The 23,491-nt window shown below is 64.1% G+C and carries 16 protein-coding genes; 4 read left to right on the top strand and 12 right to left on the bottom strand.

Translation table 11 applies throughout. From position 1 onward, the window contains the following. Positions 1 to 9: 9 nt before the first annotated feature. Positions 10 to 1,107 carry a glycosyltransferase gene (locus tag Q0743_RS09875; RefSeq protein WP_298241342.1) on the bottom strand — a complete coding sequence of 366 codons (1,098 nt, stop codon included), beginning with the start codon at positions 1,105 to 1,107 and terminating at the stop codon, positions 10 to 12. A gap of 290 nt (positions 1,108 to 1,397) precedes the next feature. On the opposite strand from Q0743_RS09875, the gene Q0743_RS09870 reads away from it, so the two are divergent. Further along, the gene (locus Q0743_RS09870; RefSeq protein WP_298241341.1) at positions 1,398 to 2,855 is read left to right on the top strand and encodes a lipopolysaccharide biosynthesis protein; all 1,458 of its coding nucleotides are present in this window, start codon (positions 1,398 to 1,400) and stop codon (positions 2,853 to 2,855) included. A gap of 19 nt (positions 2,856 to 2,874) precedes the next feature. Beyond that, positions 2,875 to 4,236 (top strand): polysaccharide pyruvyl transferase family protein, encoded by a 1,362-nt coding sequence (locus Q0743_RS09865; protein ID WP_298241340.1) that lies wholly within the window; start codon positions 2,875 to 2,877, stop codon positions 4,234 to 4,236. 27 nt (positions 4,237 to 4,263) lie between these two features. On the opposite strand, the gene Q0743_RS09860 is transcribed toward Q0743_RS09865, so the two are convergent. The 7 genes from Q0743_RS09860 to Q0743_RS09830 all read right to left on the bottom strand — a co-directional run bounded on the left by Q0743_RS09860 (position 4,264) and on the right by Q0743_RS09830 (position 16,593). Beyond that, positions 4,264 to 5,388, bottom strand: coding sequence for an acyltransferase (locus tag Q0743_RS09860; RefSeq protein WP_298241339.1), 1,125 nt, complete (start codon positions 5,386 to 5,388; stop codon positions 4,264 to 4,266). 243 nt (positions 5,389 to 5,631) lie between these two features. Next, the gene (locus Q0743_RS09855) at positions 5,632 to 9,540 is read right to left on the bottom strand and encodes an RHS repeat protein (RefSeq protein WP_298241338.1); all 3,909 of its coding nucleotides are present in this window, start codon (positions 9,538 to 9,540) and stop codon (positions 5,632 to 5,634) included. A gap of 518 nt (positions 9,541 to 10,058) precedes the next feature. Next, a complete protein-coding gene (locus Q0743_RS09850) occupies positions 10,059 to 11,450 on the bottom strand; it encodes a hypothetical protein (RefSeq protein WP_298241337.1) in 1,392 nt (463 codons plus the stop codon). 10 nt (positions 11,451 to 11,460) lie between these two features. Further along, positions 11,461 to 12,735, bottom strand: coding sequence for a glycosyltransferase family 4 protein (locus Q0743_RS09845; protein WP_298241336.1), 1,275 nt, complete (start codon positions 12,733 to 12,735; stop codon positions 11,461 to 11,463). Between the two features lie 31 nt (positions 12,736 to 12,766). Continuing rightward, on the bottom strand, positions 12,767 to 14,095 hold the full coding sequence (locus Q0743_RS09840; protein WP_298241335.1) for a cellulase family glycosylhydrolase: 1,329 nt from the start codon (positions 14,093 to 14,095) through the stop codon (positions 12,767 to 12,769). Next, on the bottom strand, positions 14,095 to 15,273 hold the full coding sequence (locus tag Q0743_RS09835; RefSeq protein WP_298241334.1) for a glycosyltransferase: 1,179 nt from the start codon (positions 15,271 to 15,273) through the stop codon (positions 14,095 to 14,097). Before Q0743_RS09835 ends, Q0743_RS09840 begins: the two co-directional genes overlap by 1 nt. 216 nt (positions 15,274 to 15,489) lie before the next feature. After that, complete coding sequence (locus tag Q0743_RS09830; protein WP_298241333.1) at positions 15,490 to 16,593, bottom strand: glycosyltransferase family 1 protein; 1,104 nt, start codon at positions 16,591 to 16,593, stop codon at positions 15,490 to 15,492. Positions 16,594 to 16,775: 182 nt separating this feature from the next. On the opposite strand from Q0743_RS09830, the gene Q0743_RS09825 reads away from it, so the two are divergent. Continuing rightward, a complete protein-coding gene (locus Q0743_RS09825) occupies positions 16,776 to 17,651 on the top strand; it encodes an aldose 1-epimerase family protein (RefSeq protein ID WP_298241332.1) in 876 nt (291 codons plus the stop codon). Positions 17,652 to 17,678: 27 nt separating this feature from the next. On the opposite strand, the gene Q0743_RS09820 is transcribed toward Q0743_RS09825, so the two are convergent. After that, complete coding sequence (locus Q0743_RS09820; protein ID WP_298241331.1) at positions 17,679 to 18,527, bottom strand: MBL fold metallo-hydrolase; 849 nt, start codon at positions 18,525 to 18,527, stop codon at positions 17,679 to 17,681. Between the two features lie 95 nt (positions 18,528 to 18,622). After that, positions 18,623 to 19,783 carry an acyltransferase gene (locus tag Q0743_RS09815; RefSeq protein ID WP_298241330.1) on the bottom strand — a complete coding sequence of 387 codons (1,161 nt, stop codon included), beginning with the start codon at positions 19,781 to 19,783 and terminating at the stop codon, positions 18,623 to 18,625. A gap of 294 nt (positions 19,784 to 20,077) precedes the next feature. On the opposite strand from Q0743_RS09815, the gene Q0743_RS09810 reads away from it, so the two are divergent. Then, positions 20,078 to 20,893 (top strand): response regulator transcription factor, encoded by an 816-nt coding sequence (locus Q0743_RS09810; protein WP_298241329.1) that lies wholly within the window; start codon positions 20,078 to 20,080, stop codon positions 20,891 to 20,893. Between the two features lie 10 nt (positions 20,894 to 20,903). On the opposite strand, the gene Q0743_RS09805 is transcribed toward Q0743_RS09810, so the two are convergent. Beyond that, entirely contained in the window at positions 20,904 to 21,668 is a 765-nt protein-coding gene (locus Q0743_RS09805; protein WP_298241328.1) for a transglycosylase SLT domain-containing protein, read from the bottom strand. Between the two features lie 53 nt (positions 21,669 to 21,721). After that, complete coding sequence (locus tag Q0743_RS09800) at positions 21,722 to 22,858, bottom strand: alpha/beta hydrolase (RefSeq protein WP_298241327.1); 1,137 nt, start codon at positions 22,856 to 22,858, stop codon at positions 21,722 to 21,724. Between the last annotated feature and the right edge of the window lie 633 nt (positions 22,859 to 23,491).

Below are 23,491 nucleotides of genomic sequence, written 5' to 3'. Positions count from 1 at the left end.
CTATCGCAGTCAACTCACGGTACGGCCGGCGAGCCTGTGATAGGAGCCCAGCAGCCCTTCCGCGATGCGATCCCAGTTCAAGATGCCCGCCGCGGTTTGTCGCGCGCCCTCGGTCAATGTCGCGGCAAGCGGCTTCGAGGTCAGCACACGTTCGAGCGCATCGGCCAGGGCAGTCGCATCGCCCGGAGGGACGAGCAGCCCGTTGACGCCGTCGGTGACAACATCGGGAATGCCGCCGGTGGCGCTGGCAACGACGGGACGAAAGTTTCCGTAAGCCGATGCAAGCACGCCGCTCTGCGTTGCATCCTTGTAGGGCAGGGCGACGACGGTGGCGGATTGAAACAGCTGGCCGGTATCCGCTGGCGAAATGTAGGCATTGATGGTCTTGACCGTCGGCATCGCCTCCATCCGCGCGCCGAGCCGCGTCATCTCGGGGCCGCGGCCTGCGACGATAGCCTCATGCGCCACGCCGCGCCGGGCCAGCATGTCGATCGCATCGATGAACACGTCCAGCCCCTTGTAGGCCCACATCCGTCCAAAGAAGAGGATCCTTGCGGATTCGGGCGCGGTCAGCGCGCCCTTCGTCGGGGGAACCATGAGCACGCCATGCATGCTGGAGACCGTCTCGCCCTTGAAGTCCGGCGATGCACGACGAAAATCGGTAATGCAACTCTCGCCATGCGTGGTGATGACCGATGCGGCTGCGCGCATGCGCCCGCGCCACGCATCCTCACGTGCCGAGGTGCCCGAGCCGCCTTCCGAATGCGGAATCGCATCGTGAACCGTCAGCACCAGCGGAATGCCGAACGGGCGAAGCAGCTGGATCAGCTTGGATGTGTAGATCTCCGGAACTTCGTGACAATGAATCACGTCCGGACGAAACGATATTATGTCCATGAAGGATGCGGGGATGCCGAACGCGCCGCCGCGGCGCAGGCTCAGGTCGCGAATGCGTGTCTCGAAGGGCGCGGCCACGGCGATGTCGTCAAGTTCCCATTGCTGGTTCGCGTCCTTGGCGTTGAGCACGAGGCGGACGTCGCAATGATGCGCCAATCCGGATGCCAGGCGATAAGAATATTCCGCAAAATGCGGTGCGTAGATCGCCACGCGCAAACGCCTGGAATTACGCAGAGAACGCCGGGCGGACGAATTCATCAAGGCATCCATTTTGCATCACATCGCAAAGGTCGATTGAAGTGTAGTCCACGATTTGAACTCACTTCCACTCTAAATCGGAATCGTGACGGCGCTCATCTGATTGCCATCACTCTGCCGTAGTGTCGCGAGCAATCACTGCTCCATCGTGATCGGAGACGGTGACGACGTGGCAGCACCGTGTGCCCAATCGTCTAGTCTGCGATTGTGGTTGGATTTGTCGGAATTGGGTCGAATTGTTGATGAACGTCTCGCAGGGCAAGCAACATCAGGTCGTGGTGGCTCTGTTCTGGTCGCTTGCCCAGAATTGGGGCGGCCGGGTGCTGTCATTCGTCCTGTTCCTGGTTTTGGCCCGGCTGCTCAGCCCTGCGGATTTCGGTCTCGCTGCGCTGGTTGCCTTCATCCTGTTGCTGCTCAGCTCGATCGCGGAATTCGGCTTCGGTGATGCGCTGATCCAGCGACGCACGCTCGAGCCCGCCGACGTGACGCTGCCCTTTTTCTGCTCATTCGCAGCCTCTGTGCTCCTCGCCGTCCTGATTGCGCTGTTGGCGACGCATATCGAGCATTGGCTGGACGTGAAGGGTCTTGCGCCGCTGCTCACGGCCGCAAGCCTCTCCCTTCCGATCGGGACTGCGACGCTGTTCCAGGAGGCGCTCTACAAGCGCCAGATGGATTTTCGCGTGCTTGCGGTCAGGACCATGGTGGCGACCGCCATCTCCGGCATCGTCGGCATCGCCTGCGCCTATGCCGGTTTCGGCGCTCTCAGCCTCGTGATCCAGGTGGTCGTCCAGAGTGCGATCAGCGGCTTGTGGCTCTGGAGCCAGCCGCGATGGCTGCCGATGCGCGGCTACGATCGCAAGAGCTTTCGCGAGCTCTCCGGCTACAGCATCCACGTCGTGCTGAACAGGCTGCTGGACTTCGCCATCGTGCGGACGATCGACATGATCATCCTGTCACTGTACGGCGTCGCGGCGCTCGGCATCTACACGGTCGGAGCGAGGGTCTACCTCATCCTGATGCAGTTGCTCACCCAGGCGGTCATGGACGTCGCGCTGAGCGCATTGTCCAAGATCGCACATGAGCGGGACCGCATCGCCGGGGCCTACTTGCGCAGCGTCAGCCTCGGTGCGCTGATCGGATCGCCGGTCTTCGTGCTGCTGGCGGCGATCGCGCCGGAGTTCTCCCTGCTGCTGTTCGGCGCGAAGTGGAGCGGCAGTGAAGCGGTGATGCAGCCGCTGATGCTGATCGGCGCGGTCCAGACCGTGCAATTCGTCAACAGCGCCTATTTTGGCGCGCTGGGCAAGCCCAACTACGTCTTCCTGCTCAACATCCTCAAATTCTGCACGGTCGTGCCGGCCATGTTCCTGCTGCCGTCGCGCGACATCGGCCAGCTGGCCACGATCTTCGCATTCTCGCAACTGGTGGTGACGCCCGCGACCTTCGCGCTGGCGCTCCGCTTGCTGGGCCTCAGCTGGCGCCAGTTTCTGCGCCCCATTGCAGGCTGCCTTTGCGCCATCGTTCTCGCCTACGGCGCGGTCGTGCTGTGCCGGGAGGCGACGCCGGGCATGAACCCTTATTTGCGGATCGGACTGCTGTCGTCCTGCTTCGGCGTGACCTATCTGACGGGCCTTCTGCTGTTCTGGCGCAAGCAGGTCCTTTCCCTGATTGATTTCGTCATGAAGCGCGGTGCGACCGCCTGATGAAGACGAGGAGGATATCGTGAAGCAGTTGATCCCTGTTCCCGTACGCAGGCAGCTCCGAGGCTGGCTCAACAGTGCGAAGAACACGCCGCTGGCGCTCGATCTGCTCGAGCTGCGCAGGTGGCAAATCGCGCGCAAGGACGTCGGCGTCAACGGCGCACCGCGCAACAATCCGCGCCGGCTGGTCGTGTTGCCGTCCGATCCCTGGAGCGTTCATCAGTCGCGCGGCGACGAGGCCATGATCGAAGCCGCCACCGGCGAGATGAAGCGTGCCTATCCGGATCTCGAGGTCTACATCGTCACCGCGACCCCGGCGGCCAGCGAGGACGTGCGCGCGATGGGCTTCAAGCCGCTCGAGCTCTGGCGACAGCCGTTCTCCTACGAGACGGTGGCGCAGGAGCTGTCGCTCACGCGGCCGGATTTCGGGCTGGTGCTCGGCGCCGACGTGCTCGACGGCTACTATTCTCCGGTCGATGCCGCACGCATGCTGCTGGTTGCAGACTTGATGGCTGCGTTCGGCGCCAAGGTCAGCGTGCTCGGCTTCAGCTTCAACTCGCGTCCGGCGAAGGCGCTGCGGGAGGTGTTCCGCCTGCTGGACCCGGGCGTGGTCCTGAACCTGCGCGATGCGATATCCCTGCAGCGGTTCGACGATTTCGCCCGCAAGCGTGCTCATCTCGTCGCCGACGCGGCGTTCATGCTGACGCCGCAGCCGGATACGGCCGCCGTGAAGCGGATCGCGGCCGCGATCGCCGAGCAGCGCGCGCAGGGCCGCAAGGTCTTCGTCTTCAACATCCACCCGATGCTGTTCAAGAAGCCGGAGCCGGCCAAGCTGCGGCAGATGATCGGGCTTGCGGCCGGCGCCATGGAGCGGCTGTCGCGCGAGCACAATGCGAGCTGGGTGCTGCTGGCGCACGATTACCGTCCCGAGATCGCTGACGACAACTGCCTGCGACCGCTCGCCGAGCGTCTCGAGCCCCTGCTGGGCGAATGCGTGCATCATGTCGACCAGCCTCTTTCGGCTGGCGCGATCAAGGCCGTTGTCGGTCTGGTCGACGGCGTGATCACTGGCCGCATGCATCTGGCGATCGCGGCGCTGGGGCAGGGGACGCCCGTTGCGGCGATCACCTATCAGGACAAGTTCCAGGGCCTGTTCGCGCATTTCGGCGTCAGCGAGTCCCTCTTGCTGTCGCCGTCGCAGTTCCTCCTCGGTGACAGCTTCGAGGAGTTTCTGCTGCACTTCCTCGGTACGCACGAATCCGTCGGCGCACAGGTCCGCCAGGCGCTGCCCGGTGTCATGGACTTGTCCCGCGCCAACATCGCGCCCCTGTTGGGCGAGAGCGCGATGCGGATCGTGCCGGAGGCCGGCGGCAAGGTCGCCTGAGATCGTCTCAGATCATCGGCAGAGCGGTCAGTTGACCGCCCGCTCGGTGTTGTCGAATCGCATCGGTGTCTCGGCGGCGGCCTTGATCGTCCGCGAGGACGGCGCAGCGGCATCCGCCCAGCGGTTGATCAGACGCCGCGCCGGATTCTCGAAATAGGCGTAGGTGCGGTCCGCGACGATGGTGAGGACCGCGCAACACGCCAGCGCGTACAGGCCGAACTGATCGGGGCGCAAGCCGAGCCAGCTCCACAGCGGCTTGAACACGGCGATGAGGATGGCGTCGTGCAGCATGTAGATCGCATATGAGGTGTTGCCGAGCCGGCCGAGCAGGCGGGCGCCCGGAAACGCCTTGAAGGCGCTTTCGCCGACCGCCGTGAGCAGGATCGCGCAGGAGAACAGCACAATCGCCAGATCCGGCTTGGCGAAGACGTTGAGGACGAGCACGGAGAGGCCGAACAGGCCGATGCCGGCGACGATCATCCGCTTGTGCCGGTAAGGATGCGACATCCGGAAGAGAATCGCGAGCAGGATGCCGTTCAGGAAGCTCGGCAGCGCGCGCAGCATCCCATAGTCGAAATTGGCACCGTACATCTGCGACCGCTCCTGCCAGATCGGCAGATGGCCGTGGGCCAGCAGCAGGTAAAGCGCTGCCACGATGACGCCGAGCACGACCGGCTGGACCTTGCGCGCAAGGAGCATCAGGAGCGGAAAGATCAGATAGCAGAAGAACTCGGCGCTGATCGACCAGGACGGCGAGTTGAAGCTGAGATGGTCGGTGACGCCCCAAGCCTGGAGCAGCAGCAAATTGTAGACGAAGTCCAGCGAGGTCGAGCGTGCGGTGCGTTCCAGCCCGGCGCCGATCAGCGCCACGAAGACGAGCAGGCTCAAGAGGTGCAGCGGATAGATGCGCGCGATGCGCCGGATCATGAAGCGGGAATAGGCGGCCACGCCGCGCGCGTCGGACGGATAGGAATAGGAGATCACGAAGCCGGACAGGATGAAGAACATGTCCACGAACAGGCCATAGGACCCGTTCCACGCCGGCGAAATGCCGGTGTCGATCAGCTTCAGGTGGAAGATGAAGACCCCGAGCGCGGCGACGAAGCGGTAGAAATCGAGAACGACAAAACGTCTTGCTTCACTGGCGTCCATCGGGCCTCGGAGTCCTTGCGCGGTTCGTCTCTGTTCTAGAGGCGAATTGTGACGCAAGTTCGCAAGCGCGTGGGCGATGCGGCGCAATCGCGGCGGTCCGTCCGAATTCATGGGCTCATTCAATTGCGTATGGCAGCCAGGTTCCCGCTCATCAATGAGGCAGGCGCCCAACAAACGAACGGGGCCGGGACCCTGCATGGTCCCGGCCCCGGCTATGCTGGCGCGCGTCTGAGCAGCAAATCCTCAGACGAACACGAAGTCGTGGCTCGTCAGGCTGGAGACATAGACGTTCTTCAGCAGGATCGAGTCATTGGCCGAGAACGTGATCAGCGCATTCGTGCCGGATTGCGTGATCTGCAGGTGGCTGTAGTCAGCGGCGAGCAGCTTGGAGATCTGAACCACGTCGTGCGTCGTGCCATCGCCGGCCTGGAAGTTGAGGATCTGGTCCTGGCCATGGTCGTAAGCCACCGTCGTCGAGTTCGGCGCGGCCGAGAACACGTCGTTGCCCGCTCCGCCCTGGATCGTGACGCCGCTGGCGACGGCCGTGACGTTGTGGCTGCCGTCGGTCTTGGTCTGGTCGAAGAACTGCAGCGCGTTGGCGCTGTTGTAGTTTTCGTGCTGGGTGGTGCCGGCCTGTCCGTTGAAGTTGAACAGGAAGACGTCCTTGGAGCCGTCGGTGTTGTTGGCGATCTCCTGGGTCTTGGTGCCGGCGCTGTCATAGATATCGGTGAGCTTGCTGCCGTCGGCATGGATGACCTGGGTGTAGTCCAGCGTGCCGTCGGCATGGGTCCGGGTGAGCTCAAGCAGCTTGCCCGCGGCATCGAGGTGCTGATGCTGGGTGGTGTAGGACTGCCCGGTGACGTTGTAGTTCCAATTGTCCGACGTGCCGTCGGCATTCTTGATGTAGGCCGCGGTCTTCACACCGCCCGTGTAGACGGTCGTGGAGTTGTAGCCATCGCTCTTGGTCGTCACCTCGCTGGTGATGATACCGTTGGCGTCGTACCAGTCGGAAGTCTTGGTGCCGTCGGCGCTCTGCGTCAGCGTGAAAGCCAGGCTGTCGTCGGCGTGGGTGCGCACGATGTGGGTGAGGAAGCCGGTCGTATCGTAGGTGTCGTGCTCGTTGGTGTAGGTCTGGCCGACCACGTTGAACTGGAAGACGTCCTTCGACCCGTCGGCGTGGTAGTCGGTCTCCGTCTTCTTGACGCCTGATGCATCGTAGTTGGTGACCACGCTGCTGCCGTCGCTGTTGATGACCTGGGTGTAGTCGAGCGAGTTGTCCGCATGCCAGCGGGTCACCTCCGTCGTCCGGCCTGAGGGGTCGAGGTGCTGATACTGCGTGGTGTAGCTCTGGCCGGTGATGTTGTAGCTGTAATTGTCGTGGCTCTGGTCGGCATTGGTGATGTAGGCCGCCGTCTTCACGCCGTTGGTGTAGACCGTGGTCGAGTTGTAGCCGCTCGGCTTCTGGAACACCTCGCTGGTGAGGACGCCGCTGGCGTCGTACCAGTCGGTGGTCTTGGTCCCGTCCGCGCTCTGCACCAGCTTGAACGCCATGCTGCCGTCGGCGTGCTTGCGGATCAGCGTGGTGAGGAATCCGGTCGCATCGTAGATATCGTGCTCGGTCGTGTAGTCCTGGCCGGTGATGTTGAACAGGAAGACGTCCTTGCTGCCGTCGGCATGGAAGTCGCTTTCCTTGGTCCGCGTCCCCGCGGCATCGTAATTGGTGACGACGCTGCTGCCGTCGCTGTTGATCACCTGGGTATAGTCGAGCCTGCCGTCGGCGTGCTTGCGCGTGACTGCGGTGACCTTGCCCGTGGGATCGACGTGCTGGATCAGCGTGGTGTAGCTCTGGCCGGTGATCCCGTAGGCAGTATTATCCTGGCTGCCGTCGGCGTTCTTCACATAGGCGTTGGTCTTGACGCCGTTGCTGTAGAGCGTTGTCGAGCTGTAACCGTCGGCCTTCTGGATCACCTCGCTGGTGAGGCTGCCGGCGGCATTGTACCAGTCGGTCGTCTTGGTGCCGTCGGTCGTCTGAGTGAGCTTGAAGGCGAGGCTGCCGTCGGCGTGCAGGCGCGTCAGGCCGGTGAGAAAGCCGGTGGTGTTGTAGACGTCGTGTTCGGTGGTGTAGGTCTGGCCCGTGATGTTGTAGGTCCAGACGTCCTTGCTGTGATCGGCGTGATACGCGGTCTCGACAAGCTTGACGCCGGTGGCGCTATAGGTGGTGATCACGCTGCTGCCGTCGCTGTTGTAGACCTGCGTCGAGTCCAGCGAGCCGTCGGCATGGCTGCGGGTCACCGAGGTGACCTTTCCGGAGGCGTCGAGATGCTGCACCTGGGTGGTGAAGCTCTTGCCCGTGATGCCGTAGGTGTAATTGTCCTGCGAACCGTCGGCGTTCTTGACGTAGGCGGCGGTCTTCACGCCGTTCGTATAGAGCGTCGTGGAGTAATAGCCGTCGGACTTCTGGACGACTTCGCTCAGAAGGGTGCCGGCCGTGTTGTAGGTGTCGGTGGTCCGCGTTGCGTCGGTGCCGACGTGAACGGACTTCGTCTTCACGCCATTGGTGTAGCTGATCAGGTCCTGGGAGCCGTCGGTGTCGGCGATGGTGGTCGAGGTCGGCTGCCCGCTGGAATTCAGGCCGGTATCGGACTTCGAGAGCAGCTTGCCGGTCGAATCGTAGGTCTTGGTGTTGATCCAGGTCGCGGCCGAGTTCGTCACCGAGAAGGAGTAGCCGCCCTGGATCTTGGCGAGGGCGCTACCGTAATGGGCGATCATGTAGTCCATGGTCGCCTTGGAGGCGACCGGCAGGACGTGCGAGTCGGTCAGCGTGATGGTCTGCAGCGCCGTCGAGGTGGTGAGGTCGGACAGTTGCGGCACGATCTCGGCGGCCGTTCCGCTGACGGTGGTACGGGTGTCCGGCGGTGTCGAAGAGGTTGGGGGCGCATCGATCTCGATGATCAGCGGATGGTCGCTGACCGGAATCGTGATCGTGCTGACGTCGGTGTAGCTGGCGATCGCCGTGGTTCCCGTCAGCGTGTCATAGACCTTCACCGAATGATGGACGCCGCCGAGGTTCACCGTGACGGTCTGGGCCGTATTGGACACCTCGGTGTCGGTCGAATCGTTCCAGAGCTTCGGCTCCGCCCACACCACGAGCTCATAGGCGCCGTTGCTCTTGCCGAGCACCATGCTGCTGCCGGTGGCCGGCATGTTGCTCAGCGTGTAGTTCAGCGGATCAGTCGGCTGCAGGCCGCCCGTGCCGTCGTCGGCCAGAATGGTGGTCAGGTTGTGGATCGCCGTCGCGGCGAGCTTCGGCGTTCCGTCGGAATTGAACAGTCCGAAATTCGCTTCGGGATTGGTATTGCTGGCGGCGGAGTCGCGATCGAACAGCTCGTAAAGATAGGTCGCGCTGACGCCGGCCTTGTAGGCATCCACCAGCGTGTTCAGGATCGATTTGGCCTGCACCGTTTCGTTGACGCCGAGATATTGGGTATTGGCCTGAGTGGTGTAGCCGGTCTCGGTGATGACGACGGGCTTGCCCGGGGCCGCGGTCATGACGGCGCTCAGCGTTGCCGCAATCGAGCTGCTGGTCGTCAGGCTGGTGCTGACATAGGCATGGGCGTTGGCGTAATCGACCGAGCCCGACATATTGCCGAGCTGGCTGTAGCCTTGCGGGTCGTTGTAGGCCAATGACAGATTGTAGACGGGGATGCTGCCGAGCGTGGCGTTGGCGTTGACAGCCTGATAGAGCGCGCTCTGGAACTGGGCCGCGGCAGTGAGGCTCGAGCTACCATTATAGCTGAAGGGCTGGTGGTTCGCTTCGTTGAGCCCTTCGATGGCGCTGATGCTGCCCGGATGGCTCGTCGCGAACTTCTGCAGCGAGGCGATGTAGTTCTGTAGCCCGGTCGTGCCGGTCTGGGGCAGCGCGGACGACACCAGGAAGTCGAACTTGTAGCCGGCGGCGGCAAGACCGTCGACGACGGGTTGCGCAGCCGGGCTGGTCCCCATCGCGTCGCGCAGGTGGGTGACGCCGAGATACTTGAGGTCGTCGACCATCAGCGCGAGATTGTTGTAGCCGGTCCATCCGAAGCCGGCATGCGTGTTGACGCCAATGGAGTTGATGAAGCCGCTGGCGGACAGGATGGTCTGGTCTGACATTGCACACTCGAATTTCAACGCGAACGAAATTGCTCGCAGGATTTGCGTTCAAGCTTCTCTGTCGAGTGTGAATTTCAGATAAAAATCGAAGCTACAAATCGCGAGCGAAACGAGGTTCCTTGTGCAGGAACAGACGCGCTCGGTTGCAGCGGAATAGGAACGCAATGCCGGGCCAGCATGGCGTGAGGAAGGCGCTTTCGAGATATTCTCGACTTGCGCTGCTGAATGTATGCGCAGGTTGCGCGGACTTGCATTCGTCTGTCGGTTGTCGAAGAGCGCGATGCGTCGCCCCGTGTCCACCGTTCGGAGTATCTTGGTCTCTTCGCTCGTGCAGTCCACTCGCTCTTTTGCACGGGAAGTTCGCAGATGCCGCTTCCATGGGCGGTTAAGTCAATGGATGTACAGCTCTTGGTTGTGTGTGCTTATGAATGAAGCAGGCGCTCGTAGCTGAGGATGGCCGGCACGAGAGAGTTCCGCGCTGGAACCGACGCCTTGTCACAAACTGCCGATGCGACGAATCAACCGCGGCGGGCGAGCATCAGAAAGTCTCCGCGCCATCCGATGATCGCCGTTGCGATCGCGGCGAGCACGATCTTGCCGGCGAGCCACGTCGCGGGCTCCGTCGGCATCGCGCCGAGCGAACCGATCAGGATTGCGGCCAGAAAGGCCTGCATGACCAGGGGCCAGCGCGGAAAAGCCTCGAACCGCAGGGTCGGACCGAGTGCGACCAGGATGGTGGCGAGCGTGGCGGCCGCGGCACAACCGACTGCCCCTCGGGGCGAGACGCCGAGCGACGTCGCGACCAGCGCGAAGCAGACGACGAGGGCAAGCTGGCCGGCTGCGACGACGACGAGCCTGGTCGCCAGCTTCTCGAGGTGGGGGACGACCGCGATCGTCGCCTGCAAATGGGTGTGCAGGAAGTAAAACGCGGCAACGGTTGGCGCCGTCTCCAGGAAGCCGTCCAGGCTCGCCTGCGGCACCAGGATACGGGCTGCATCCGGAATGAACCCGATCAGCCCGCCGAGCAGCACGAGGGTCGTGCAGATCATGAATTCGAACATCCGCCGCGCCGATTGAGCCGATTGCGCGCTGCTGCCGTTTTCGAAGTCGTTGACAACCTCGGGATAGCTCACGGTGTGGATCGCGGCATTGAGCACCCAGAAAGGACGTTGCAGGAGATCGAGAGCGATGGAAAATCCGGCCCCCGCTCCGGTCGCACCCAGCCGGCCGATGACGATGACACGGAGCAGCACCGGCACCGACAAATGAATGACGGATGCGCCCGCGGCCAGCATGCCGTAGCGGGAGAAGTCCTTCCAATCGGCCAGCATCGTCTGGAACGAGGTACGCTCCATCGGTGTGCGATAAGCGGCGAGGCCGGCAAGAAGGCCAAGAGCGTGGCCCGTCGCAATGCCCAGCAGCGTCGCCTCGGCCGTTCCCGAGATCACGCCTCCTGCAACGGCTCCGGCGAGGAGGGCGGTGGCGCGCAATGCAAGAAGAGAGGACGCGATGCCGAGCCGGTCGGATAGACGCACCGACAGGAAATAGAGGTCCGTCAGGCCCTGCAGGACGGAGATGCCGAGGCCCAGCGCGATGATCCCCCTCGGGAGCGCGCTGGCCAGCGACGCGCAACTTCCGACCACGACGAGCACGGCCGCACTCGACAGGCCGGCTGCAAAGAGCGACCACCTCAGCCGGGCGGTGTCGTTCTCCCTGGCTGCCGCCAGAAAGCGCAGTCCGGCGAGCTGCAGCCACTCGAACATCAGGACGCAAAGGAGTTGGCTCGAGGCCAGCGCGAGGGAGAAGTTGGTGTAGTCGGCGGCGGGCAGCAGATGGCTGATCGCGAAGATCAGGATGATCGCCGCGGCGCTCTGATAGACGTAGCCCGCCATCGCGAGGAGGCGTGTCATGGCCGGCGTGTCATCGCGGAATGAGGCGCTCCTTGCCGACCGTCCGTCCCTGTGGCGCCTCGCTCGTTGCCGCGCGCATGCGCGACATCCGCTGCTCGCGCAATTGCTCGTACAGGTTTTTGTACGAGGACAGCACGTCGGCAAAGATCCACTTGTTGGTGTCGGCGACGAGGCGCCGGCTGATCTCGTCGATCTTGTGCGGATCGGACGCGACCGCCAGCATGCTCTTGGCCAGGGATTGCGGATCGGCTTCGGTCAGCCAGCCCGTCACGCCGTGCTCGATGACCTCGGGCATGCCACCAAAGCGCGTTCCGAGCAATGGCCGGCCGGCCGCCTTGGCATCTGCGACGACGAGGGGGCCGGGGTCGTGCCAGATGGAGGGGGCGACCACGACGTCGACCTGCTTGTAGAAATCGTCCGGTGCGACGAAGCCCATGAACTCGATGCGCGCATCGGGCGCCAGCGTCCTGAGCCGTCGCTGTTCCTCGTCGCTGACCCGGCCGGCGATCATCATGCGGATGCGATCCCGGGGCAGCAGCGCCAGGGCCCGCATCAGGTTCTCGATGCCTTTTTCCTCCGTGAGGCGGCCGATGAATCCGAACGTCACCTCGGTGGTGCAGATCGGACGCGGATAGGGCGCATGCGGCGGCTCGGTCGAGGCGTTGCGGATCACGGTGCGGATCGGCGTCTCCGAGAACATGCCCATGTCGGTGTGAATGGACAGAACGCGCTCGCTGACGCCGACCACGGCGCTGAGCCAGTGCGTGGCACGCTTGCGATGGAAGGTCAGGATGTTGCAGCTCGTGCAGGTGCGCTCGCAGGAGCACCCCTTGTCGAAGCGCGAGCAGCGCGGGCAGGTCAGATAATAGTCATGGAGCGTGTGGAGCACGGGAACGCCGAGCTGCGCGGCCACGCGCCAGATCGCGGTGGTGAGGCCGGAGAGGTTGTTGGAGTGCAGCACGTCGGGCTTGAAAGCCCGGATGCGCTCGGCGATCAGGGGGGCCTGCATCTGCCAGTCGTCGATCGCGTGCCACATGCTGCGCAGTGCGACGTTCTTCTGCTCGGTGAAGGGCCGATAGATGTTTTGCACCGGCGCGGAATAGACGTTGATGCCGTCGCAGGTCTCCAGGGCTTGCCCTGGGACGGATTCGGCCCGGATCACTTCCACCTCGTCACCGCGCTGCGCCAGCCCTTCGGCGAAACGGCGGGCGAAGATCTCCGCGCCGCCGACGATCTTTGGGGCCTGAGGCGTCGGGTAAAGCGTGGACGTCAAAAGAACTTTCATCGCGTCAACCTCATGTCTGCAAAAAAAGCCTCTACCGCGCCGGCCTGATCTCCAGGGCGGGAACGGCACTGTCATTGGCTGCAATCAGAACCGGGGTGCTCGAGACGGGAATCCAGACCCCGGACGCGGGCTTGGCCGCTTGGTCGCACGGCATCGCAAAGCTTGCGCCTTGTTGATCGCCCTTGAGCCGGATTTCATAGCGTCGGTCTGGAGTCTCGGACCAGACCGCAAGTCTGCTCCCCGAAGCCGTGGTGGCATTGATCGACACGACGCCGCTGGCGAGCTCGCGCCGCTCGGCGCTCAGGCTGGAGCGAATGAAGGCCCAGGCGCCCTGGGCGGCACAGGCGACCGGCTTCGGCGAATTGTCGAAACGATAGAGTCCGAAATTGTCCTCCAGCTCCGATGGATTCTTGCCGCTGTCCTTGAGCTCGTAGAGCCACATGCCCTTGAGCCAGCGTGTCGCGGTCGACGCCCACAGGATGAGTTGCGCCGTATTGTCGGCCTGGGCCTGTTCGTTGACGCCGCATTTGTTGCTGGCGGTGGTCCAGCCCGTCTCCGTGACATAGATCGGGTAGTCCGGGTTTCCGCTCGCCTGGCCGACGAGGCGGTGAAACGCCGTGAGTCGGTCGATGATCTCGGCCGAGGTGCGTTTGCTCGGGCCCATGCAGAAATTGTAGAGGTGGATCGATGCGCCATCCGCATATTGAAGGATGCCGGTGCGCAGCATCTTCTCCGTCCAGGTCCAACCCGGATCGTCGCCGAGCGCGCCGACCAGGAACGGCGCATTCGGGGCAACCCGTTTGACCGCCGGCCGCGCAGCTTGGGCAAGCGCCAGATAGTTCTCAGGCGAGAACGCGGCATCCTTCTTCGATGCCAGATTCCATTCGTTCCAGAGCTCGAAGAGTGGATGCTGCGCCACCACCGATTGCGCCGCCGCCGCAGCGTAGTCGGCAAACCGCTGCCGCGCCTCGTCGGTGGTCGGTGGCGAGGAATTCGGAACCAGATGATGACCGAACGCCAGGATTAGCAGCGGGCGCGCGACGCCTGACTTGACCTGCGTTTCGAGCCTCCCCAGCCGGGGCGTGAACCCCATCCGGCGTCCCCCGACCTCGAAGTCGGACCACGGAAAATCGTCGCGGAAGGCGTTGAGGCCGAGTTGCTTGATCTGCGCGACGTTCTCCGCAGGCACGTATCCGCGTGCGCTCACCGGCCCGCCCAGCCCCTGATGGGTGCCGACACCCAGCAGGAAGCGGGCATCGAGCGGCTGAGCGCAGGCGGGCACCGCCAGGGCAATCGACGTGATGAGGCCCGCGAGACGGAGGAGATTGCCGCGAACCAAGGTGCGTGAGCGTCTCTCCATCAGAAATTCTTGGAGAGATCCGATTGCAGCGCTGCCTTCGTTGCGACCGGTGCCTTGTCGTCCTGCACAAGCTCGAGATAGACCTGCTGCAGCTGGCCATGCGTCTTCTGGACGTCATAGAGCTGCTTGAACCGGTCGTAGCCGCGCTGCCCCAACACCTTGAGATCGAAATCGAGCGCGCGCCGAAAGCCGTCCACGAGCGGCTGAACGGCGACGGGCTCGCAAAGCACGCCGGTGACGCCGTCGACGACGATCTCGGGCAGGGCGCCACTGCGGAACGCCAGGATGGGCTTGGCCGCACGCATCGCTTCCAGCGCGACGAGGCCGAAGGCCTCCCATCGCGACGGAATCACGACGAGATCGGCAGCTTCCAGCTGGGTCTCGATGGTCGGGCGGTCGAGCCAGCCCAGCAGGGACACGTTGGGCGGGACGCTCGGACCTTCGTATTTGTTGACGACGGAGGCACCGATCATGCGGATATCAAGCACATCCTCGAGCGCGCGCGCGGCCTCCATCAGGAGATCGAATCCCTTCTGGCGGTCCAGGCGCCCGATGAACAGGACCTTGACCTTGTCGGAGGTCCAGTCCGCGGCGACGGGCTGCGGCGAGCGCGTCTTCGAGATGCCGTTGTGAACGAGGGTGAGGCGGTCGGCCGGAATTCCCGCGCGAACCGCTTCGTTGAACTCGTCGCCGGAGATGCAGATGATTCGATCCGACGTGCGCGCGAGAAGATTCTCCGCCGCCTTCGTCACCACATGACTGAGACGGCCGGTCTCGCGCGAGAATGCCCAGCCGTGCGGGCAATAGACCACGCGCGGTCCGTCCGAGCGGGCCGCAAGCGCGGGGCGGAGCACGAGGCCCGCAAACGAGGAATGCAAATGCACGACATCGGGACGGAAGGCATCGAGCGCCTGCATGCTCGCACGCAGCATCTGGAATAGGCCGGCGATGCTGCGGCCGGGCCGTTCGAACGTCGTAATCTGGCTGTCATCGATTCCAGGGAGATCGCGACGATGATCCGAGGGCACGACGTAGTGCACGTTCTCCGCGCCGAAGCTTGCCTGCTGCTGTGGATGCAACTCGTTCAGGTAGCTCGCAATCCCGCCCCGAATCGTCTCGGCGACGTGCAGCACTTTCATCGGTTGCCTTGCATAGAGCTGCGTCGGAGAGCCGGACATCGTGTATCCCTGTTCTGATTTCGCTAGTGCGAAACACAGTTCCCCGAATACGTAGCGATAATGGGGCAGCGATGTGGTGATGTTGCGCCAAGCTCTTTGCGCGCACGATTGTCACGAAAACATCTTGTGGAACCACGTGCAGATGCGCGAGTTGCAGCCAGTTGCAAATTGTTTGTGCGAAAACCGATGCGCGCGATGGGCGAAGCGCGTCGAACTTCAAGCAGCGCTGGCAATGTCCGCTGCCGGCGCGAGATGGTCGAGCAACGACTTTGCCGACTTCTGCCACGAAAAGAACGCAACACGCTCCTGCTGCCGTCGGCGTTCCTGATCGGAGATGGCGCCGATTGCCAGTCTTTCGAGCATGAGTTGCTTCAACGCTTCGGCATCATTGGCGCTAAAATACGCAGCCGCGTCGGCGCACGTCTCCACGACGGCGTCGGCCGTCGAGGCGATGACCGGGCAACCGAAGATCATGGCTTCGAGCGGCGGCACGCCAAAGCCCTCATAGAGCGAGGGAAACACGAATGCCGACGCATGCGCATAGAGCGCGGCAATCTCGCTGTCCGTCAAACGTCCGGCCAGCAACAGGCCGGAAGCCCCGTCGCCCGAATTGTCCTGAAACACCTTGCTGTTATCTCCTCCGACGATGACCAGCGGCACGTCGGCCCGATCGAGCAACTGGACCGCGCGGATCGCGACGGAGAGATTCTTGTTCTTGGTCCTCGAGCCCACGTAGAGAAAGAATTTCTGCGGCTGAACCCCAAGTCTGGCAACGATGCCGGGATCGGGCTTCGTCCTGGCGAAGTGTTCTGCGCTGTTGGGAAACACCGGGATCGCATTTGCCGGCAGATTGAGCACCTCGGCAAGCTCATTGCGCGAAAAGGCCGACACGGTTGCGATCCTTCCGTGTCGGGCGAGCAGCCGGCCCATCGTTCGGTGAACTGCCAGATAGCGCCAGTTGAAGAAGTCGGGCCTGCGAAAGACCTGTGCGTCGTGGATCACGACAATGTGGTCGCGATGGAACACCGGGCCGGCATTGGCCAGGCTGATCAGGCGGCCTCCTGCAGCGGCGCGCGCCAGATCGATTTGATCCCAGGCGTGCCCGCGCAAGCGACCGACGGTGCGAATTTTGATTCGCTCGAGATGAAGGTCTTCGCTTGCATCCACGGGCGTCAGCAGCTGCCAGTCCGCGTTCCGCAAGCTGGCAGGCGTTTGCTCCGAGGCCAAGAGCACGTCGATCGCCTTGACGATTTCAGCGGCATAACGCTGAACGCCGGTGAGCTTTTGCGACAGAAAGCGGCCGTTGATGAAGAATTTCAATTGGCTACCACGATGGTTGAACGAAGTCCGGACCGGTCCTGCGGGACGCAGGCAGTGGACGGGGTGCAAGGGAGCAACTGTTTGGGTACGGAAATATGACGCGGCCCTGCACGGGGGAGACGCTCCATCTGCATGGCTGGCGCCGCCTTGCTGCGTGCGGGGGCGCGGTGTAGATCTCGGCCATGAGTGACGATACCCACACGCTCCGCGGCGGCTCCCTCACTGCGACCATCAAGGCGCACGGCGCCGAGCTGTGCTCGCTCAAGGACGACGTCACCGAATTCGTCTGGCAGGCGGGGGCGGAATGGCCGCGCCATGCGCCGTTGCTGTTTCCGATCGTCGGGCGTCTCGCCGGAGACGAATTGCGGCACCGGGGCAAGACCTACCGGATGACCCAGCACGGCTTTGCGCGCGACAGCCGCTTTGCGTGGACAGAACGCGGCGAGCGTCGCTGCGCGCTGGTGCTCGAAGACAACGAGACGACGCGTGCGCTCTATCCGTTCGCGTTCCGGCTGACCGCGATCTATGCGCTCGACGATGCCGGCCTCGATCTGACGCTCGTGATCGCCAACACCGGCAAGGAGACGTTACCGGCTTCGATCGGTGGTCATCCCGCGTTCAACTGGCCGCTCCAGCCGGGACTTGCCAAGGAGAGCTACGCGCTGACCTTTGCGAGCGCGGAGCAGTCTCCCGTCCGCCGCCTCGATGGCGGATTGCTGCGCGCGGCAGCGGAGCCGAGCCCGGTGAAAGGCAGCGTGCTCGCCTTGTCCGAATCCCTGTTCGCCGACGACGCCGTCATCTTCGACAAGATCGAGAGCAATGCCGTCCGCTATGCCGCGGCCACCGGCCCCTGGCTCAAGATGTCCTGGCGCGGCTTTCGCGAACTCGGTGTCTGGTCGAAACCGTCGGGCGCGCCATTCCTCTGCATCGAGCCCTGGCGCGGCTATGCCAGTCCAGCCGGCTTCGACGGCGAGTTCAGCGACAAGCCGGGCCTCATGCACATCGCAGCGGGTACGGAAGAGCAGCTGTCGTTCCGGATCGAGGTCGGACCGTCCTGAACGCGAAGGCGGGCTGATCGAAGGTCCTCAAACCTCGATCCGCGTGAGATCCTCGCCCATCACGACAGGACCCGCATAGTCTTTCCTGACATCCGCGAGCAGCGCGTCCAGCATGGCATCGTCGGCGCGCGGGCGATGATGGGTCAGCGCGAGCTTCCCGACGCCGGCCTTGGCCGCGACCTTCCCGACGGTGTCGCCGCAGGCGATCGTGAATTTCGCGAGGCGGCGGAGGTGCTCGTTGGTGATCTCCGGTGTCGCGAGGAAGCAGCATTGCACGAGCAGGTCGGCTCCCTGCGCCAGCCGCTCGAGCCCGGCGCAAGGGACCGTGTCGCCGGAAATAGCAATCACCTTGCCTTCAGCTTCGAAGCGGTAGCCGAGGCACATCCATCGCGCCAGGAAGGCCGGTGGCATGTCGAGGCCGTCGCCATGCGAGACCAGCTCGGCGCTGATCTTCCAGCGTCCGGTGTCCATAACGGGCCCCGGCATGATGTCGGTTGCGACGACGGGCTTCCAACCGCCGAAGCTCGGCTCGCCCTTGTCGCGCCAGGTGATGTCCTTGTCGTAGACCTGCGTGATCAGCGTGTCGACGAGCCGCCCGGTGTCCGGTGGACCATAGATTCGCAAGGCGTCCTCGCGCCCGGACATCCACGAATTCAGCATCACGTCGTAGAGGTCGCCGATGTGGTCGAAATGATGGTGCGTGAGGAAGACCGTGTTGATCGCGCCGAGCGGAACGCCGGCCTTGGTCAGCTGCAACACGACGCCGCGGCCTGCGTCGAACAGGATATTCTCGTCGCCGAGCCTGATCAGCGTGGTCGTCGCCATGCGGCGGGGGTCCGGGCGCGGGCCGCCGGTGCCGAGCAGTATGACCTCCATGGTGCCCACTCCATCCGTGAAGAGCCTCCACAGTAGATTAGAAGGCGAGCAGTGAAGCAAGCCGCTTCAGGTCGGCGGAGGCGGAGCAGGGGCGTTCAGCGCATGCCGGCTGCGGTGGCGGCGACGGCCGGCTGGAGGCTTGACCGGTCTGGTCCCGCAATTGTCAGGCGATGCGCGAGGTCCTGCGCGCGCCGCTCGACCAGATGCCATGTCGCGCGTGCGACGAGATAGCTCAGCGCGGCGGTGACGACATAGGCGACGAGCAGCGAGACCAGCCCGTCCGCGAGCGGCCAGAGCTGGCGCAGGCCGTAGATCACCGCGAAGTGCGACAGGTACATCGAATAGGAATTGCGGCCGAGCGCCTCCAGGGGCTGGAAGCGGATGGCAAGCTTGATGCAACCGACGACCAGTGCGCCGAGCACGAGGTTGATCATGAGATAGTTGAACTCATGCGAGCCGGTGGCGCGGTTGGCGATGAAGGACAGCGCGATGAAGACGGCGTAGATCGCGGCATCCGACCTGGCGAAGCCGTCGCGCAGCGAAAAGAACAGCGCGCATCCGATCAGGAACACCGGAAGCTGGTTCAGGAAGCTGATGTGCAGCGAGGTCCAGACGAACGCCGCGTGGGCCTGGCCGTAATAGGCCGAGAACAGCGCGAAGGCCCAGGGCTTGAACAGGCAGACATTGACGAGATGCAGCACGATCGCGAGCGCGAGATAGAGATGGCGGCGCGATCCGAACGCGGTGATCAAGAGCGGGAAGACGAGATAGAAGGTCATCTCCGCCGCGATCGACCAGTCGCCGGGCACCACGCTGTTGACGCTGTCCGGCCAGAAGCCGTGCAGGAACGTCGCGGTCAGGATCACTTGAAGCGGCCCGATGCCGTAAGGCGCGTTGTCGCCCGGCCCGGTGCCGTTGATGGCGAGGTAAACCGGGATCGCCAGCCAGAACAGCGGCGCGATGCGCAAGGCACGGCGGATGTAGAATTTGCGGGTCGGATTCGTCTCGCCGCTGCGCTGCGTCCACATCAGGCACATCGTCATGGCGCTGACGAAGTAGAACACGTTGACGCCGGTCCAGCCGCACATGAAGGCGAAATCGACGGCGTGGATGTTCGACGGAAAGGATTGCGAGACGTGGATCGCCATGACGCCGGCGATGGCGAGACCGCGCAGGACGTCGAGCGTGTGCGAACGAGCGAACGGCACTGCGCCCTGTCCGGTTCGACCGGCAGCCAACCGGGTCTGCCCCTGCATCACACCTGCTCCGTGGTTCTTATTATGCAGGCGGGACAATAGAGGCGCGGCCGGGCTTTCCGAAGCCGAAGGCCTTTTTTACGTTAACCAGGCCTTGAGTCCGAAGCCGAATGTGCGGATCGATGGCCAGGGGGCGATCCATGGCCGCCGCAAAGGCCGTCCGGCGCATTGATGCGCAGAATGAGAATTGTGGGCCAATTCATACTTAATACGTCAAAGGCCATGAGCAATATTGTTTGCGCGTCGCATCGCGCCTAATATTCCGGCGGCTAATCTCGGGGGCTCGAACAAGTCGTGAATGTCCGTTCACATGACAGCGCATTGCGCAGCGGCTTGAATATGCAGGTCGGGCCGCAGGCAAACAGGACACCCAAGACCGTGGTTGATTCCGCACTTCGGGAAGTGCGTCCCGCCGGCCGCGAGCGGCTGATCGTCGTCGAGGACGATCCGGTGACGCGGACCATGCTGGTCGGTTATTTCAGCGAGAACAATTTCGACGTGGTCGGCGCCGGCTCCTGCGCGGAATGCCGCCAGGCGCTGCGTGCGCGCACCGATCTCGTCTTTCTCGACCTGCAATTGCCCGACGGCGACGGCTTCGAGCTCGCCAAGGAGATCCAGGCGACCAGCAATGCCGGCATCATCTTCGTGACGCGTCGCGACACCGATGTCGATCGCATCCTCGGCCTCGAAATCGCCGGCGACCACTACGTCACCAAGCCGATCAATCTGCGCGACCTGCTCGCGCGCGCACGCAGTGTGCTGCGGCGGCGCTCGATCGACCGCAAGGCGGCGCGCAATCACAATTCGATCGCCTTCGGCGACTGGATCATCGACCTGACGCGGCGTGAATTGCTCGGCAGCGACGGCAAGCCGGTGGCGCTGACGCGCGCCGAGTTCGATCTGCTCGCGGCGCTCGTCGGCGCCGATGGACGGCCGCTCAGCCGCGACTATCTGATCGAGGTGGTGAGCAATCGCCAGGCCGAGGTCGACATCCGCACGGTCGACGCGCTGGTGGCGCGGCTGCGCCGCAAGCTCGTCGGCAGCGGCACGCCCGTGATCGCAACCGTCACCGGCGTCGGCTACAAGCTCGCGCTCAGCGAGCGGCTCTAAGATATCATCGTCAGCGCGATGCGACGCGCTTCCATCGTGCTTCGATGCGGGCCTTGATGCGGCTGACCCGAGCCTCGTGAGCTGCCCAATAGGCGCGGCTGGCCGCTGCGGTGCCCTGTCGATAACGGGCGTAAACGGCCTTGGGCTGTACGGAGACCTTCGACCGGATCACCGGTTTGGCCGGAGCCGCTGCCACCGCAACAGCCGCAGCCGGGGGCGCTGATTCGGGAGCTGCCGCCGCTTCGGTCGACAGCGCCTTCGAATTCATGGCGGCAAGACGGTTGCGCGCCCGGTTGCAATAGACCTGCGACCGCGCGGTCATTGCTTCCTCGCCATGCCCGGCCCGGTATTTCATTAGGGCGCGGCAAATATCTCCGCCGGCCAGCCGCCAGGCCTGGCTGAGATAAAGCACCCCGTAATGGATGTTGATGTCGGGCTCGGCGAGCTCCGCCTCGCTCCCCCGGAAGCCCAGCATCGCTGCCGTCTCGGGCCGGACCTGCATCAGGCCGATCTCGCCAGCGTTGCCGATGACGGCCGAATTGTAACCGCTTTCGACGAAGACGACGGCTTCAGCGACATCGGCCGGCAGATTGGTGCGTGCAGTTTCGCGCTCGATGATCTTCCGGATCAAGGCCCGGGACGACGGCGTTTCGCCTGCACCGAGTTCGTTGTTGCCGTCTCCGGCGTGCGCGGAGAGCGGGGCCGACAACAATAGGACGAGCACCGCGTGCCTCCACGTGGCGCCAAGATTGAAGCGTGCCAGATCCCACAGCATGGAGTTCGTCATAGAGTGCCGGAGTTAACAAACCAGCCCTCGGCGCGCAGTTCCTATCGGGCGCGAGCGCTCTGATCGGTGGGTGTCGCCTGCGATGGCCCGGCGAGGCGATCGTCGATCGCATAGAGCGTGCAGGTCGGCGACCATTTCATGCAGGCCGCCAGCGAGTCACGCTGGGCCTCGTCGGCCGTGACGCGTCCGGCGCGCCAGCCATAGCCGCCGTTCGGCGACACCGCGAACGCCTTGTGCGGCAGCGTGCTGGCGAGATAGCGCGCGAACTCGGCCCGCGCAGCCTCGTTGAGCTGGCGCGGCGGCGGCAGCGGATCGGGCAGACCCAGAATGTCGCGGCCGATAAGGCCGCGCTCGCGCAGGAAGGCGTCGACATAGGGTGTCCATTGCGGGCGGCTCGTCACCGAATAGAGATAGTGGCCGTCATCGCCGAAGGGCGGCGCCGCGATGAATGTCGCGTTGCCGCCAGCGGCGCGAAATCCGTCGTGGAGGCGGCGCGCCAGATCGGGGCCGAAATAGGAATCGTTGGCCGCGTAGACCCACAGCGTGGGCAGCCGCGAGGTCTTGCCGAAGGCGGCGAAGGCCTGCACCAGTCCGTCCGCATTGCAGACGTCGTCATCGTCGCGCGAGCCGCGGCCGCCGGCGAAGTTGATCGCGGCGACGAGACCGGGCGGGGCCTGCGCGGCGAGCGCGATCGTCGCGAGCCCGCCGGCGGAGTGGCCGGCCGCGATCATGCCTGATGTCGTGACGTCGGCCCGGCGCGTCATCGCGTCGATCGCGGCGCGCAAATCGGCCACCGCGACCGCGGCCGCGGGCAAATAGGCGGCTTTCGCGCAACCGCCGACGCTGTCGACGCGGCCGCCGGGCGAGGTGCCATAGCCGCGCCGCATCAGGATCAGCGCCGCGAAGCCGCGCCGGGCGTATTCGAGCGCGATGCCGTAATATCTGTGCGCGGACATGGTGGCGCGGTCGTCGAAGCTGCGCGGCGAGCCGTGGCTGAGCAGCGCGAGCGGATAACGCTTCGTTCCCGCCGGGCGCACCAGGAATGCCTCCAGCCCCTGCGGACCGGCCTCCGCCATGGGGATGCGAAGGTCCTCGGTGTAGAACTCCGCGCCGCGCGCCGGTGCACCGGTCATGACGAGGCCGGCGATCAGCAGAAGCAGCTTGCGCGAAAGAGCCATGGGACGATTCGACCGGGCCTCGATGGCGGGAAGCATAGCATGATCTCCTTACTTGACCGTGACCCCGCAGCTATCGCCGCCGTCCCCGGGGATGACGGGACGGGCGCCGGTCTGTGTCGCCCTCTGTCAATCCATGCGCATAAAAATATTCCACTTTACCGAAATTCGGTTTTGACGTATGTGTCGGTCATCCCGGCTCACCAAGAGGGGCGATCTCGAGGTCGTCTTGATCGCGAGCCGGGCTTGCGGTGGACGCGGCAGCGTCGGCGCGAGAGGTGCGGGCAGGGCGGGTAGTCCCTGTGAGCTCGTGGCCGCGTGCGGACGAACGGCGCTGTCAGGCTTCGTCTCGCCCTGCAAGTTTCCGGCTCCGTCGACAGGGCCGGGAATACTGCGGCGACATGGCGGGCCGTGCGTACGGCAAAACCGTGTGGTCCTGGCCGTCGTTGCTACGGTCAAGCCTTTCGCGGAGATGTGCGCGAGCCCAACCGGGCAGACGGCATCATTTCAATTCGCGGGGCGAGGGAGGCCAGAAGGAAAGTTCGGCTCCCGGGAGATCACGGCATAAGCCGTCCGACCACCGCGCAGGGAAGGCCGAGTGATCGGCACCACCTGTATGCTGCTGTGCGGTTCTTC

The organism is uncultured Bradyrhizobium sp. (genome assembly GCF_936943645.1).
Taxonomy (GTDB): domain Bacteria; phylum Pseudomonadota; class Alphaproteobacteria; order Rhizobiales; family Xanthobacteraceae; genus Bradyrhizobium.
Note: the sequence above shows the minus strand (reverse complement) of the source record. Positions and strands in the feature narration are given on the sequence as shown.

Coding starts and splice junctions, on each gene's coding strand:
- Q0743_RS09860 (WP_298241339.1), bottom strand. CDS start 5,388: ATGGACGCCAGTGAAGCAAGACGTTTTGTCGTTCTCGATTTCTACCGC.
- Q0743_RS09840 (WP_298241335.1), bottom strand. CDS start 14,095: ATGGAGAGACGCTCACGCACCTTGGTTCGCGGCAATCTCCTCCGTCTC.
- Q0743_RS09850 (WP_298241337.1), bottom strand. CDS start 11,450: ATGACACGCCTCCTCGCGATGGCGGGCTACGTCTATCAGAGCGCCGCG.
- Q0743_RS09825 (WP_298241332.1), top strand. CDS start 16,776: ATGAGTGACGATACCCACACGCTCCGCGGCGGCTCCCTCACTGCGACC.
- Q0743_RS09805 (WP_298241328.1), bottom strand. CDS start 21,668: ATGCTGTGGGATCTGGCACGCTTCAATCTTGGCGCCACGTGGAGGCAC.
- Q0743_RS09845 (WP_298241336.1), bottom strand. CDS start 12,735: ATGAAAGTTCTTTTGACGTCCACGCTTTACCCGACGCCTCAGGCCCCA.
- Q0743_RS09835 (WP_298241334.1), bottom strand. CDS start 15,273: ATGTCCGGCTCTCCGACGCAGCTCTATGCAAGGCAACCGATGAAAGTG.
- Q0743_RS09800 (WP_298241327.1), bottom strand. CDS start 22,858: ATGGCTCTTTCGCGCAAGCTGCTTCTGCTGATCGCCGGCCTCGTCATG.
- Q0743_RS09820 (WP_298241331.1), bottom strand. CDS start 18,527: ATGGAGGTCATACTGCTCGGCACCGGCGGCCCGCGCCCGGACCCCCGC.
- Q0743_RS09815 (WP_298241330.1), bottom strand. CDS start 19,783: ATGCAGGGGCAGACCCGGTTGGCTGCCGGTCGAACCGGACAGGGCGCA.
- Q0743_RS09870 (WP_298241341.1), top strand. CDS start 1,398: ATGAACGTCTCGCAGGGCAAGCAACATCAGGTCGTGGTGGCTCTGTTC.
- Q0743_RS09855 (WP_298241338.1), bottom strand. CDS start 9,540: ATGTCAGACCAGACCATCCTGTCCGCCAGCGGCTTCATCAACTCCATT.